Annotated in this window: 12 protein-coding genes, 1 pseudogene and 1 CRISPR repeat array; of the genes and pseudogenes, 3 read left to right on the forward strand and 10 right to left on the reverse strand. The window is 45.6% G+C overall.

The features are described 5' to 3' along the window. Positions 1-36: 36 nt before the first annotated feature. Positions 37-2,062: pseudogene (locus DD657_RS04790) on the reverse strand (M13 family metallopeptidase). Between the two features lie 41 nt (positions 2,063-2,103). After that, entirely contained in the window at positions 2,104-3,333 is a 1,230-nt protein-coding gene (locus DD657_RS04795) for a TPR end-of-group domain-containing protein (protein WP_287048750.1), read from the reverse strand. Between the two features lie 147 nt (positions 3,334-3,480). Here DD657_RS04795 and DD657_RS04800 point away from each other — a divergent pair, with 147 nt between their 5' ends. Further along, positions 3,481-4,557: a cytochrome-c peroxidase gene (locus DD657_RS04800; protein WP_287048752.1), complete on the forward strand. Its 1,077-nt coding sequence runs from the start codon at positions 3,481-3,483 to the stop codon at positions 4,555-4,557. 188 nt (positions 4,558-4,745) lie between these two features. Here the strand turns inward: DD657_RS04800 and DD657_RS04805 are convergent, their stop codons facing one another. The 6 genes from DD657_RS04805 to DD657_RS04830 all read right to left on the reverse strand — a co-directional run bounded on the left by DD657_RS04805 (position 4,746) and on the right by DD657_RS04830 (position 10,544). Next, the gene (locus tag DD657_RS04805) at positions 4,746-6,404 is read right to left on the reverse strand and encodes a DUF4153 domain-containing protein (protein ID WP_287048754.1); all 1,659 of its coding nucleotides are present in this window, start codon (positions 6,402-6,404) and stop codon (positions 4,746-4,748) included. Positions 6,405-6,471: 67 nt separating this feature from the next. Continuing rightward, positions 6,472-7,623 carry a M20 metallopeptidase family protein gene (locus tag DD657_RS04810; protein WP_021988565.1) on the reverse strand — a complete coding sequence of 384 codons (1,152 nt, stop codon included), beginning with the start codon at positions 7,621-7,623 and terminating at the stop codon, positions 6,472-6,474. Positions 7,624-7,661: 38 nt separating this feature from the next. Then, positions 7,662-8,627 (reverse strand): PCMD domain-containing protein, encoded by a 966-nt coding sequence (locus DD657_RS04815; protein ID WP_021988564.1) that lies wholly within the window; start codon positions 8,625-8,627, stop codon positions 7,662-7,664. 144 nt (positions 8,628-8,771) lie between these two features. After that, positions 8,772-9,926, reverse strand: a complete 1,155-nt coding sequence (locus tag DD657_RS04820) for a dicarboxylate/amino acid:cation symporter (RefSeq protein WP_021988563.1) — start codon at positions 9,924-9,926, stop codon at positions 8,772-8,774. 28 nt (positions 9,927-9,954) lie between these two features. Continuing rightward, a complete protein-coding gene (locus tag DD657_RS04825; protein ID WP_118773962.1) occupies positions 9,955-10,209 on the reverse strand; it encodes a hypothetical protein in 255 nt (84 codons plus the stop codon). A gap of 8 nt (positions 10,210-10,217) precedes the next feature. Further along, positions 10,218-10,544: a cupin domain-containing protein gene (locus DD657_RS04830; protein WP_021988561.1), complete on the reverse strand. Its 327-nt coding sequence runs from the start codon at positions 10,542-10,544 to the stop codon at positions 10,218-10,220. 366 nt (positions 10,545-10,910) lie between these two features. Between DD657_RS04830 and DD657_RS04835 the strand changes: the two genes are divergently transcribed. After that, complete coding sequence (locus DD657_RS04835; protein WP_068692086.1) at positions 10,911-11,594, forward strand: RluA family pseudouridine synthase; 684 nt, start codon at positions 10,911-10,913, stop codon at positions 11,592-11,594. A gap of 2 nt (positions 11,595-11,596) precedes the next feature. On the opposite strand, the gene DD657_RS04840 is transcribed toward DD657_RS04835, so the two are convergent. Then, positions 11,597-12,589: a glycosyltransferase gene (locus DD657_RS04840; RefSeq protein ID WP_287048758.1), complete on the reverse strand. Its 993-nt coding sequence runs from the start codon at positions 12,587-12,589 to the stop codon at positions 11,597-11,599. Positions 12,590-12,754: 165 nt separating this feature from the next. Here DD657_RS04840 and DD657_RS04845 point away from each other — a divergent pair, with 165 nt between their 5' ends. After that, complete coding sequence (locus tag DD657_RS04845; RefSeq protein WP_068689175.1) at positions 12,755-13,714, forward strand: glycosyltransferase family 2 protein; 960 nt, start codon at positions 12,755-12,757, stop codon at positions 13,712-13,714. Between the two features lie 64 nt (positions 13,715-13,778). Here the strand turns inward: DD657_RS04845 and DD657_RS04850 are convergent, their stop codons facing one another. Continuing rightward, positions 13,779-14,555 (reverse strand): class I SAM-dependent methyltransferase, encoded by a 777-nt coding sequence (locus tag DD657_RS04850; protein ID WP_287048759.1) that lies wholly within the window; start codon positions 14,553-14,555, stop codon positions 13,779-13,781. Positions 14,556-14,665: 110 nt separating this feature from the next. After that, positions 14,666-15,159: direct repeats of the CRISPR family, unit length 30 nt; unit sequence GTTTCAATTCTACCTTAGTTCAATTAAAAG.

Consider the following 15,159-nt stretch of genomic DNA (forward strand, 5'->3'; position numbering starts at 1 on the left):
TTCAGACAGCCGTTCAAATCATTAATACATTGCGGACTACCAGATAACAGCCCGTTTTTCCGGAGCCAGATACAACGGATCACCTTCCTGAATACCGAAAGCTTCATACCAGGCATTGATATGCGGAAGCGCACCGTTCACCCGCCAGCGTCCCAATGAATGAGGATCGGATTTCGTCTGTACCCGGATTTGCTCATCCCGGATATTCCCTGCCCATACATTGGCATAAGCCAGGAAGAAACGTTGTTCGGGCGTAAATCCGTCGATAACCGGCAACTCTTTACCGGCAGTAGCTTCCTTAAATGCCGTATAAGCCACCTGTAAACCTCCGTGGTCAGCTATATTCTCTCCCAAAGTCAACTTACCATTGGCAAACAATCCCGGTAACACCTCTATACTATCGAAGTGATTTACCAGTTTTTGGGTACCGGCCCCGAAATTAACGGCATCGGTCTCCGTCCACCAGTCGGCCAGATTCCCTTCCTTATCGTACTGCCGTCCCTGGTCGTCGAATCCGTGGGTCATCTCGTGTCCGATCACAACACCGATAGCCCCGTAATTAAAGGCATCATCTGCATTCATATCGAAAAACGGATATTGCAAAATACCGGCAGGGAAACAGATTTCATTCGTCGTCGGATTATAATAGGCGTTTACCGTCTGCGGGGTCATAAACCAGCGATCCCGGTCAACCGGTTTACCGGCGTCAGCGATCATATAATTATAATCGAATTCATTCGAACGCATGATATTTCCCCAGTAGGAATCATCCTTAATTTCCAATCCTGAATAGTCACGCCACTTGTTGGGGTATCCTACCTTCACATAAATAGTCGAGAGTTTTTCCAGAGCCTTTGCCTTGGTTTCCTCGCTCATCCAGGTCAAGTTTTTAATGCGCTCTCCCAAAGCCGACTGTAAATTAGCCACCAATGCGGTCATGCGCTCCTTAGCAGCAGCCGGGAAATATTTCTCCACATACATTTGTCCGACAGCTTCACCGAGTACGCCGTTCACCGTCCCGACAGCTCTCTTCCAACGCGGCTTGATCTGCTGCTGTCCCGACAAGGTTTTACCGTAAAAATCGAAACTCTCGGCAGCAAAGGCATCGCTCAGATAAGAACCGGCTTCATCAAGCACCTTCCATTGCAGATACGCTTTCTGTTCGTTTAAAGGCAATTTGTTCCAGATATCGGCAACAGCCTTTAAAACTTCCGGCTGTCCGACATTCAGTTCTTCTATGCCTCCCAACCCGGCAGCAGCCAGATATACATCCCAGTCGATACCGGGAACTTCCCGCTTCAGATCGGTCACCTTCATCTTGTGGTAATTCGCCTGAGGATCACGTAACTTTACGTTATCGTAAGCCGCTTCAGCCAACATCGTTTCCACCTTCAAAACAGCATCGGCATCCTTCCGGGCTTCCTCGTCCGTAAACCCGGCCAGACGGAACATATTGGCGACATGTTCCCGGTATTTCTCCCGAATCTCTCTGGTATGATCGTCGTTATCCAGATAATACTCCTTCTCGCCCAGACTCATCCCGCTTTGATAAGCATATACAATATTCATCGTACTGTTCTTTTCATCTGCCCCGACACCAAGTACAAAATAGGCATCGAATCCTTTACGGCGCATCTCCGCCACAATCTCCGACATCTCTTTCACATCCGTTATCGCAGCGATCTTTTCCAGTTCTCCCGATCGGTTCCACCCCGTCGGCATTCAATTTCACCGAATCCATAGCTACATTATAAAGGTCTCCGATCTTCTGGGCCACGCTCCCCGGGGTTTCCGGTTTGGCAGCCAACTCCCCGATCAACGATTTCAATTGCTCCCGGTTGTTCTCTGCTAACAGGTCGAACGATCCGAAACGGGCATATTCAGCCGTCAACGGATGAGCTTTCATCCATCCGCCACAGGCATATTGGTAAAAATCGGTACCCGGCATAACCGTAGTATCCAAATTCGCCGGATCAATACCGGCAACATCTTTTTTTCCGCCTCCACAGGCAACCGTAGTCAAAGCCAATGCAAGCACAGGTAAATACAATTTTGTGTTCATATCATTTAGAAATTTAACGTATCTTTTTCTGAATAATTCCACTATTCAGGAGTTTGCCAAAAGTAATCCGGATTCGAAGTCATGTATCCGGAAGCATATCTATGTCTGAAATCTTTAGGTAACAAGCTCACATATTCCGAAGGCCTACCACCCACCGACTCCACATCTCTCCGGCTGTCTTTCGTACATTCGAACCAATACAGATTTTTTGCCATATACCGGTCCAGATAGCTTTCCTTCGTTTGCCGGGTACGGTTATTCCAATTGGCATCCTCATTCAGCACCAAAGGTTTTCCCATCACCAGTCTTTCCCGGACTTCCGCAATCCCCAGTAACATCCCGTCCTCATCCGATACGTAAGCATTAAAAGTAGGGTCCATCCAAATCCATTTGTGCAGCATGCGCGAATATACGATGGTAATGACATGACAATCAGTATCGGTCTCTGATTTCGGCAAACAGGTTACAAAACGGGAAGGAAATCCCATAGCCAGATAACATTCGTTCAGGATAATAGCCATCATCCGGCAATTGATCCCCCGGTTTTCCGTCCGGCAAATCCGGATCAAATCAATGGCATTCCGCTGTTCCGGACTATACGAATTCCCATCATGCCTTACGGCATCATGCACCCATGCCAATAAATTCTTTATCCGGCTGATCTCATCTCCCTCCCCGGCAATACTATCCAGATTAAAATATTTCCGGATCTCTGCCAACTCCGGATCATCCTCCGGCTGATAAGTAAAACGCAACGTATCAGAAAACGATACGCCCGTATAGAAAGCCTTTTGCAACATAGTCACATAATCCCGGCTCTGACGCAATCCCTGTAATAATTTTTTAAATTCAGCCTCTTCGCGGATGGGATTCAAATCCGTATCCGTCATGATGTGTTCATAATCGTCGAAACCGTTTTCCAGTGATTCGCCCAAAACCTCTGCGGCCTTCTTTCTTTCTCCGGCCAACGCATAGGCACAAGCCAAATTATAATATACCCGGCTTTTCAATTGCTTTTTAATATAGGGTTTAAAATCCGGCTCATCTTCGATTTGTCCCAGTAATTGATACGACAACTCCACCGCTTTCGGATAATCGGAAAGTCCCATCACCCGTACCACATCATCAAAAACACCTCTCACCTGCTTCAAAGCCGTTTGTAAACGATCCTGCTGAGTCTGAGCCATTCCGCTTTGCCAGTGGCAAACCATAAAGCCTCCCAGCAAAAAACAGAGGCCAAAACAACACAGAAAGAAAAATCGTTTTTTCATATAGCCGTAGTTAAGCTCATTTCTTTATAAAAGAAGAAAGAAAATAGCTTTCGAAGTTATACAATAATTTTTTAAAATTATCGTTCTCACCCTTTCCATTTTGGATATTTTATTTTTTCAATCTATTTTTACGGAAAATAAACCGACATGAGAAATTCCTATATACTTTTATGCAGCCTGTTCGTTTTGCTAAGCGCATGCCGGGAAGAGCAGCCCCGTAAGCTTACCCCCAAAGAACAGTTAGGTAAACTGATCTTTTTCGACACGGCCTTATCAAACCCGCCGGGACAATCCTGCGCCACCTGCCATACCCCCGCCAACGGGTTTGCCGACACCCTTTCCCGTCCTATTTCGGAAGGAGCCGTCAAAGGTCTGTTCAGCAACCGCAATTCCATGACAATCTGTTATTCGTCATTTGTCCCTGCACTATCTTACGACCAGGAAGAAGAAACCTATATAGGCGGTCTGTTCTGGGACGGGCGCGTCAACGACCTGCAGGCACAAGCCGGCCAGCCTTTTGTCAATCCGCTGGAAATGGGCAACACCGACCACCTTATGATTACCCGAAAAATAAGACAAGCTCCTTATTACCCGGAACTGACGGCCATATACGGCGAAACGGATAACAGTGACACCCTCTACGCCCACATCACCGATGCTCTGGCGGCCTATCAAAGTTCGGCGGAAGTAAATCCGTTTTCTTCCAAATACGACGCTTATCTGGCCGGAAAATACCACCTGACAAAGCAAGAAAAAGAAGGATTGGAACTATTCGAGAAAAAAGCATTATGCGCCGAATGCCATATACTGACTCCCGATCCGAAAGCCGGAAAAGTACTATTTACCGATCATACGTACGACAACCTGGGCATCCCGCGTAATCCGGAAAACCCTTATTTCACCCTGCCGGCCGAATACAACATCCAGGGTGAAGCCTATATCGACCTGGGCCTGGGAGCCATCGTCAACGACAGCACCGAAAACGGAAAATTCCGGGTACCGACATTACGTAATATCGCCCTTACCGCACCTTACGGCCACAACGGTTACTTCAAAACGTTGGAAGAGATCGTACATTTCTACAACGTACGCGATGTAAGCAATGAATTTCCACCGGCCGAATACCCTGCAACCGTTAACTATGACGAACTGGGTAATCTCGGCCTCAGCCCCGAAGAAGAAGCGGCTATCGTAGCTTTCCTGCTGCTACTCACCGATGAATAACCGGAATATAACCTGCAGATTTCGCCGATATACTCCTCTAATGAATAACCTGTACATACCGGCGAAATCCGCAGACCTATCAAAATCGTAAATCAAAAATCTGAAATCGCAATCGTAAATCAAAAATCGCAAATCGCAAATCGTAAATCGTAAATCGTAAATCGTAAATCAAAAATCCCCCTTCCCACTTATTTCATCTTCTTCCGCGTCAACAAAAACCTGGGCGAAAGGCTGATAATTGCCATATCTTTCTCATCGATACAGATTTCCCCAAAAATAACCCGCAGCCTGCCGATATCGTACGTACACAAAAATTCGTGAAACTCCCCGACCTGTTCCTGCGACAAACCGCCGGTCGTATCTACCCCTACTTCTGCCAGCTTTTCTTTCAGCAAAAAATGAATATCTACATCTACCAGCGTATCCGATCGGCTGATAAGCCGGAATCTGTTGTCCTCAAATTCATAATACACACCTCCCCCGACTGCATTATTGAGAATCTGCCGCAAACTGTCGAACCCGCTGATATCAAACGTCGCACCGTAAGGATACACCAGATATAACATTTCATCGTCAACACCATTCCATCCCCAATCGTCTTTCACCTTTTCGGGAATATTCTCTTCCAGATACTCACAATCGAATCCGAAACGCTCCCGCATATATTCAGCACTTTTGCGACTTTGAACATACCTGGAAGAATTATACAACATCATATACCGGGCCGAAACCACCGAGTCGGTACCGTCATTCCATCTTTCTCCCGTTTCCGGATACAATACCGTCCTGATCCGGTTCTCCTGAGAACGCAAACCCAAATCACCCGCATTTATTCCCGGAATATAGGTAAATACGGCAAGCGTCGCCAAAACCCCCAATACCACCCATTTGTAGTTACTCCAGCGGGGAATCATAAATAACACCGCCGTAAAGGTAGCCATACACGCAGACAGCATCAGATAAACCCTCCATTCCGTCCAGCCATACTCACCTACCCGGAACAGTACACTGATCCACAACATCGCCAGAGGCAACACCACCCACAAACTGAAAAAACGATAATACCAATCGTAATACCGGCGGCGTAACACAGGCTGTATGGACTTTACCGCCAGCAATAAAAGTATAAAGGCCAGAACCATATAGGCAACTCCCCCTTTCGGCAACGACCACACCACGGCAATTTTTACAAAATACAGATACAAAATCAAATTGTAGATCATCAATGCCGGAGTAACGATAAAATTCAACAAAACGTCCAAAAAGGAATTGGCTATGAATTCCTGGTTCTGACGTATACCGAACATTAAAAACAATATCGGCGCCACCATAAACCAGACACCCTGACTGATGTACACCATTATACGATAATTCGCAGACAAATCGAAAATATACGTCACCGAAGCATAAATCGCCCAGGCCAGCAACCAGCCCACCAGAGCCAATACCGTCGCCGCCACCATATTCCGGACATAACACAAGCCATTCCGGACAAAAGCATCATTATCCGCAGCTCGCGCACTCAATAATACCAACAATTGACTAACAATCAGAGTTATCCAGTATATTGAATCCGTCAGTCGTAAATTCCAGGCCCAAAATCCCCCGATACTCAAAACCGATATATAATACAGCCAACGCCATCCGGTTCCCCTGCTAAACCTGTTCACAGCATAAATCAGGCAAAAGCAGATGGGAAAAGATCCCAGAAAATCATCATAACCGATATGCTGATAATAACTGACAACGGCTGTAAGAAAATACACCGACGAAACAACGGCTTCCACCGGCGAAAATACGACAGCCTTCCGGAACCTTTCCCGGATTTTTTTTAACTTTATAAACATAATGCAATATTTTAGACGGGCCCAAAGGTATAAAATTCCCGACGGTCTGACGAAAAGAAATACCCGATTAATTCACCGGAAAACGATTCACACAATCCAGTAACATCACAATGCCTGTGCGCATAGCTTCTTCATCCGGAGAAAAACCGGGATTATGCAAGGGAGGCATCGCATCCTGTATCGGCGGACACACCCCTAACACCCACATCACACCGGGTATCGATTGCAGATAAATAGCGAAATCTTCTCCCAAAGTCAAAGGTTCCATCAGACGGACATGTTCCTGTCCCAAAAGATATCCGGCTCTCCCGACAAATTGTTCTGTCAGCAGCCGGTCATTCATCAGCACAGGCAGACCGTTCATCGTTTTATCCCGTTTAAACCGACATCCGTAAAGTCCGCAGATCGCTTCCGACTTCTCATCTATCAACTCAAAAATCCGGTCCCGTAATTCATTATCGTGTGTACGTACCGTTCCTTTGACATCCACCCGGTCAGGAATTACGTTGTTAGCAGTGCCTCCGTGTACGGAAGTCACAGAAACTACGGCAGGTGTAAGCGGATTACGGAATTTCGTCACCAACGTCTGGTAAAACTGAATCAGACAGGCCGTTGCCAAAATCGGGTCCGAACCGTTCTGGGGCATCGCCGCATGGGTTCCTTTTCCCTCTACTGAGAAAATAATATTATCCGAAGAAGCGAAAAAAGCACCGGAACGCACTCCCACGCACCCCGTCGGTAAACCGGGATAAACATGCTGCGCAAAAATCGCCCGGGGCACCGGATCTTTCAATAATTCAGGCAACAACAGACGGGCACCGCCGGGACGCTTTTCCTCACTCGGTTGAAAAACGATTTTCACGGTTTTTTGTAACAGCGGTTCCTGTTGCTTTAAAGCTATCGTCACCGCCAACACCATCGCCAAATGCATATCATGCCCACAGGCATGCATCACCCCTTCGTTTTCAGAAGCAAAAGGCAAACCGGTCGCTTCCTTCACCCGTAAAGCATCCATCTCCCCCCGTAAAGCGACACAAAGTGCCCCTTGCCCCACACGGGCGATAATTCCTGTACCGACAGTTGTATACGCAATCCCATAACGTTGCAACACATCGGTAATATAAGCCTGCGTTTCGTATTCCTGTTCTGCTACTTCCGGTTTCCGGTGAAAATAACGGCGAAAATCCACAGCCAAACGGTATATTTCTTCCAAATCCATACCCAATACTCAAAATTCAAAGCAAAAATACCGAAAAATCAATACACCAATCTGACATTATCGACCCAAAACTTACTGTCCAGACTTCCGATATAAGGACCGCCGTTACTGGACGAAAATTGCAGCACGATATGAGTAATCTCTTCATCCGGACTTCCCCAGCCTATTTCCTGAATCGGCACAATCTTTCCCTTGCTGTTACGGGTATAATAAGCATGCTCTCCGTTTATCAACCCCATATAATTTTCATAATAGGGCTCGGAAGTAATATCACCGTAATACACCGGCAGACGATAATCGGTTTGCCAATCGGTTTCCGATTGCTCGTAATGCTTCCAGGCCGTAGCCACCCGGCGGGCATAAACATTTCCGGCGGCATCTTCCCAACGATGCTGCAACAACATGGAAGTTTCGGCCATATCCCTGTCCTTCCGAGGCTCAGGTTTTCCGAAACCGGAAGCATAGGTGCGCAGTCCTCCCGTTATGACCTTATAATCGTACATCAGGGCTATCGGCCGTCCCGTAAAAGGAATACCCGATATCAGCTTACTCTGCGGATTTTTAGTATCCGTAATGGGTTCCACCATTTGTCCTAAAAATACCGTACCACTCGCCACAACCCGTATATTAAACAATCCCAACACCTTGCAAGTCTCCATCCGGGTTTCCAAACGGGCACAATAACCGTCTCCCCGCTTTTCCGGAAAAACCGTAAGACTTGTCTTTACCACTCCGCTTACCTTGGCCATTACCGAAGAAGTCGCCCAGGGCGAATCCGTATTTTTATAAGGCGTATTATGCAGTAAAGTATCCCCACTGGCAATCTCATACAAATATTTGGTATTTCCCCCTATCACAAAAGACTCCTCGACCTTCCGTACCATCCATTTATCCATATCTCCATATCCGATTAACTCCACTCTTTCCTTCTGGGCATACACCGGTACGACATAAAACAGCAAAAAGCACCGGACAACCGACCGCATGTTCAATAAGCATTTCATCTCTCAAGCATTTTTCTCTATAGAACGAAAACTAATAAGTATAGGTTTCCAAAATAAAACCCATGCACATAATTTTATTAAAAATGCTTTATATATGCAAAAACAATGCCAAACCGTCCCCCGTCGGTATCCGAAATCAGCGTCTTACTTGTCGATTTTAGTCAGGATCAAAGTCAAAGCACCGTCACCGGTAATATTACATGCCGTGCCGAAACTGTCCTGCAAAGCGAATATGGTCAGCAGCAAGGCAGTACCCGCCTCGTCGAATCCCAAAATCGAAACAACGATACCCAGAGAAGCAATAACAGTCCCTCCGGGCACACCCGGAGCACCGATAGCAAAAATTCCGAGCAATAAAATAAACAAAACCATCACGGAAACGGCAGGTAAAGTACCGTATAACATCAAAGACACCGTCATGACAAAAAAAACCTCTGTCAGAATAGAACCGCAAAGGTGAATATTGGAAAACAGAGGAACGGCAAAATCTACCACCTCATCTTTTAAAACCGGACTTTTCTTGGCACATTTCAAGGCCACAGCCAATGTTGCCGCCGACGACATCGTCCCGACAGCCGTCAGGTAGGCCGGACCATAATATTTCAACACCAGCCAGGGATTCTTACGGCTGACAAGTCCGGCCGAAAGATACAGAAACGTCAGCCAGATAAAATGAGCGACCAATACAATACCCATGACCCCGATAAAAACAGGCAGTTGCCGCGTAATCGAGCCTTCATAACTCAAGGCACAAAAGTTTGCCGCAATAAAAAACGGGAGCACCGGAATGAGAATACGGTTAATCAGCAACAACACCATCTTCTGAAAATTATCGAGTATATTGCCGAAAACTTCCGATTTTGTCCACACCGTAGCCAAACCGATCATAATCGAAAGTACCAAAGCACTCATAACGCTCATAACAGGAGGTATATCCAGCCGGAACACCAGCGGCGGAATCTCCTTCAACCCCTCGGTAGCCGGCTCCACAGACAAAAGAGGAATCAGCCAATACCCGAGCACCAGGGCAAAAAAAGCAGCTCCTACAGAAGAAAAATAAGCCAACCCCAATGCACTGCCCAACATACGGGAAGCATTACCCTTCATCCGGGCAATCGAAGAAGATATAAAACCGAGAATAATCAAAGGCACCATAAAAAAGATCAATTGCCCCAGAATATATTTTACAGTCACCACTACATTCATAAACCCTTCATTTACGAAAAAGCCGGCTACAATACCGATGGCAACTGCCAGTAAAAGTTTGAATATCGTACTCTTAAAAATTAGTTTCCACATATCTTCTGTTTTTTCAGTTTCTACAAAATTAAGCCTTTATTCCTTTCCCCCCTATATCGTCCGGAAGAAAAACCGATAAATACCCACTCAATATATTTTCAAAAAAATAAGGCAAATCCTTATTCAGATCTGCCTTACTCCTTTTACGGTCATATACTTTCCGGGATTTAAACACCCGCTTAAAACCAATCGGATGCCCATGCCGGGCAATCTCTTCTTCCCGGCTGATCTTCCGGTTCATCCGGATATAATCCTCCGTAGTAATTTTCATCTTCTTTTTCATCTCACCTCTTATTCAATAGCGAAAAAACAAAGCCATACACATGCCGGGTCTACACTCGTTTTTTCCACCCTGTGTCTGCAATTTTTCGGTAAAAATAAATAATCTCCCGCTTTCAATTCTACCAGCTTGTCCTCAATTTCCAGTACAGCCTTCCCCTGAATCAGCATAATCCACTCATCGTCTTCCTGATCATACCAAAACCCCTGGGGCGAACTATGCCCCGAAGAAACAATCCGGTCTATGCGGTAATGTTTTCCTTTTATCAATAAATCAAATTGCTCTTCTTCCCCGACCAAAGCAATGCCCTGGAATATATTTTTGATCTCTAAATCCATATAAATAATAAATTATAATGCAAATGTAATAAAATTCTTTCATTTTTAAACAATAACCACCCAAAAAGTTCCATTCCTTAATACCTTTCTCCTTATCTGCATTATCCTCTGCCTTCAATCAAAAGCCAATAAGACAGGGGGTACATCTTCCGGTAACGAATGTAGGACAGCTATCCAACAAATACATTCTGATCGATTCAATTTGCCGGATTCAATTAAAAGCGGTTTACTACTGCATTTACTGACCTTTAGTGAAATATTTCAATTCTATAAAACAAACAAAACGGCTGATTCATGCAGTCAAAAATCGGAAATAGCAAAAGAATTTCGTACTTTTGCACCGATTTCATAAAACTAAATCCAATGCTGGAAATTTTATACGAGGACAACCATATCATCGCTGTCAACAAAAAGAACTCCGACATCGTGCAGGGAGACAAAACCGGAGACACGCCTCTGAGTGAAGAAGTAAAGAGTTACATCAAAAAAAAATACAACAAACCGGGAGACGTATTTCTGGGAGTGCCCCATCGCATCGACCGCCCGGTAAGCGGTGTCGTATTGTTTGCCCGTACCAGCAAAGCCTTGGCCCGACTGAATAAAATGTTTCAGGAACACGACGAGGAAATCTCCAAAAAATACTGGGCCATTGTCGGTAACCTGCCGCCTCAGGACAACGGGACATTGATACATTACATGATCAAAGACTCCGAAAAGAATAAATCCTACGCCTACGAAAAGGAAAAAAAGGGGAGTAAAAAAGCCATTCTGGAATACAAACTGATCGGCCATTCCCAAAGATACTACCTGTTGGAAATCAAATTGTGCACCGGCCGCCACCACCAGATACGCTGCCAGTTGGCCAAGATCGGCTGCCCTATCAAAGGCGACCTGAAATACGGTTTCCCGCGCTCAAATGAAAACGGAGGTATCAGCCTGCACGCCCGCGAAATCAGTTTTATCCATCCCGTCAGTAAAGAGCGCGTCACCATCGCGGCCACACCGCCCTTAAACGACACCTTGTGGAAGGAATTTTACAGCAATCTGTAAATTTATTTCCTTACTTTTTCGAGGATGCGCCTGTAAAAACAATACCAACGGGGCGGTAACAGCAATAACAGGCTAATCCCCAACCGGGACATTCCCCAATAATTCCGTTGTGCAATCACCTGTCGGCGGTTTTCCCGCAAATAACGCATCATATACGAAAAATAGGGTTCTGACAAACGATAGCCGGTCTGTATAATCCTGCCGATCATCATTATGTGGTAACGGATTGTCTGCCGTTTGGCCAAAGAAAGCAATTCCGGATACTCCCTGCGTATCCCAGACTCGATCTTATAAGTACGATACAAAGTGTTGTGCAGGTAACGCCGTAAATCCTTCTTATAAAACATCCGGCATTCCGAATCATCCCGCACATTGTAGGTATACAGGGCCCGGTCGGTAAATACAGTCTGTCCTGCCCGCCGGAAAGCGGCATAATTGAACAAAAAATCCTCATCGTTCCTTCCTTGCTCGAAACGGATACCGTGGGCCTCCAGAAATGTCCGCCTGTATATCTTCGTCCACACATAAATATCCATCTTCTCCCGTGAAAGAAATTGCTCCATCCCTTCCCGGTTCGACAGATAAAATGTCTCTCCCGAATGCCGGTCGTGCGACACCTTCCCCCGCATATCCCTTTCGTTATACGAACAGGCCGAAATATCGGTCCCGGCTGCGCCGGCATTTTCAAGCAACACCCTGAAAATAGAAGGATGCAGAATATCGTCATTATCACAAAAACCGACATAATCGCCTACGGCAGCATCAATTCCCCGGTTACGGGCCGCTGCCTGTCCGCCGTTAGACTGATGAATCACCCTGATCCGCGGATCACGTACGGCATATTCGTCGCATATCCTCCCCGATCCGTCTGCCGATCCGTCGTCCACCAACACCAGTTCATAATCTGTAAACTCCTGAGCTGCTACCGAATCCAGGCAGGGTTTCAGATAATTTTCCGCATTATAAACCGGTATAACAATAGTCAGTAAAGGCATATTTCAAAGCTAAATTATAAATTAACGACAATTACCGTATCCTCCGATCCTGCTTATCTGAAAAAATAACAAACATTCCAAACAAACCGGCCGACTTATTTACAGCAAAATTAAAGAAATATCGGCGTAGAAAAACTATATTCGCATAAATAAAAAAACGGCGCAATGAACACACCCCTGCTCAGCATCATCATTCCTGTTTACAACGTATCGCCTTACATCGGCGAATGTCTGGACAGTTTACAGGCACAAACTTTCCGTGACTTCGAAGCATTGCTTGTCGACGACGGCTCGACAGACGGTTCGGGCCTGATCTGCGACCGTTATGCCGCAGCCGACTCCCGTTTTAAGGTGATCCGTAAAACCAACGGCGGTGTCAGCAGTGCCCGCAACGCAGCCCTGGACAAATGCACCGGCAAATACCTCACGATGCTCGACCCCGACGACTCCGTTTCACCCGACACTTACGAAAACGTCCGCTATCTCGAAGCTCATCCTGACATAGACATCCTGCAATTTCCCTACATCAATTGCTACGAAAACGGACGGCAGGAAAAGTTGGAAGTACGCCCGCAACTCATCGAGGGGAAAGACCGCATACTGCTTAACTGGTGGGAAGGCAACATCCTCCATTTCGCCAACCTGAACAAAATATTCCGGCGCACCGTATTCGAAGGACTCCGCTACCGGGAAGGCCATGTATCCGAAGACACCTACCTTGTCGCCGACTTCGTCGAACGGGTAAACCGGGTCTGTATCTCCGGCCAGGGCCGTTATTATTACCGCATACGCAACAACTCCCTAACATCCGCCTACACTTTTCCGAAACACATCGACCTGTTTGAAGCCCACCTGCGCACCTATGCCAAAATGACCGAATACCCCCTTCTGCGTCCCGCCCGGGTCACCGCTTTCACCCGGCTTTTCCGCCGCCTGATTTCCGCCCGGCTCAGTTCTCCGCAAACAGACATCCATCCTTACCTGACAGCCGTAAAACCATACGTACCCCGTTGGTCGGACATCACAGCCCATCCTACCGCCTGGATCATCGCCCTGAAAATACTGGGTCCCAAACGTTTTATGCACCTCCTTTGCCGGCGCATTCAAAAAAACGGTAAAAATTAAAAACCGATGCTACCGGAATAAAATACAATTTCCTTTAACCGTCAAACACCTTACCATCTCCAGACTAAGACCGTTGCCGTTCCATATATTCTGCCAGTGTCAAAAGCGGGGGACGTTTGGAAAATTTCTGACGTAGCTTTTGTTTCAAAAGATAATTTAATGCGCCGAGCGTCTTACACACTTCCTTCGAAGCGGAACGTCTGGGATAGAGCTTTTCCACCATTTCCCGGCTCCACGGCTGTGTAAAAAAAGAAAGGTAATAAGGATCCTGCGGATTAACAACCACCTCGATATTATCCCGCCACTCATAACGATTGAGCATGATATCCCCCTCCGTAAGCCACAAAAGCTTATAGGGTAAAGATTGAAAAGGCAGATAATTCAAAAACAGTTCTCCGTAATTATGGGCATAATTCCCGGGCATCAGCGACTTTTCATACATAACCAGCTTATTATCGATATCCAGGATAACCCATTTATGCGACAACTTGGGAAACAAAAATTCTCCCAACAAACTCGGCGTTTCGATATACCCCCGTTTAGCCACCCGGCATTGCTCGGCAATAAACTTTTCCGGCGATTCCACATGCTCGAGTACTTGGTTACAAATGACATAATCAAACTCCTTATCCTTAAACGGAAGATTTTCACCGTCTGCCTCGATAAATGTCTGGTGAGGATAGATTTTCATATCCCCACAACGGTGATAATTCGAATCGACAAACTTTTCGGCAATCACATCAGAGCGCACGGAAGGATTGTGCCCCGGCCCAATCTCCAGCACCCTGTCACGTTTCTTGATATGCAAATCACCCCTATCGTATGGAGAACGTATTTTCATAAACACTACCTACTTTTCAGAATATCAAAGATATTATTTTTTCCATAGATAATCACCTATCGACTCAATTAAAAGCCGCTTACAAAACAAAAATACACATTAGATCAAAAATCTTAATTCTACCTTAGTTCAATTAAAAGTTCAGGGTGAGTTACAAACAGGGTATAAATAAACACGTTTCAATTCTACCTTAGTTCAATTAAAAGAAAATCTTTCAGATTCCCGGCAAAGCCGATTTTATCGTTTCAATTCTACCTTAGTTCAATTAAAAGGATTCCAGCGCGAGCGGGAAGAGCATTTGGAGAAAAGTTTCAATTCTACCTTAGTTCAATTAAAAGTCGTTACGTGTACATTATAGCACGTAGTAAATGACGTGTTTCAATTCTACCTTAGTTCAATTAAAAGGAGTGGATAAGGCTGCTTTGTGTGTTGTGGTCAAATGTTTCAATTCTACCTTAGTTCAATTAAAAGTAAAAAATTCGTGAGCCTGTACGATTTCGGAAAAAAGTTTCAATTCTACCTTAGTTCAATTAAAAGTTATAGGAACTGACGCTAATGGATTGCTTAGTGCAAGGTTTCAATTCTACCTTAGTTCAATTAAAAG

It is taken from the genome of Culturomica sp. (assembly GCF_003524185.1).
GTDB classification, from domain to species: Bacteria; Bacteroidota; Bacteroidia; order Bacteroidales; family Marinifilaceae; genus Culturomica; species Culturomica massiliensis.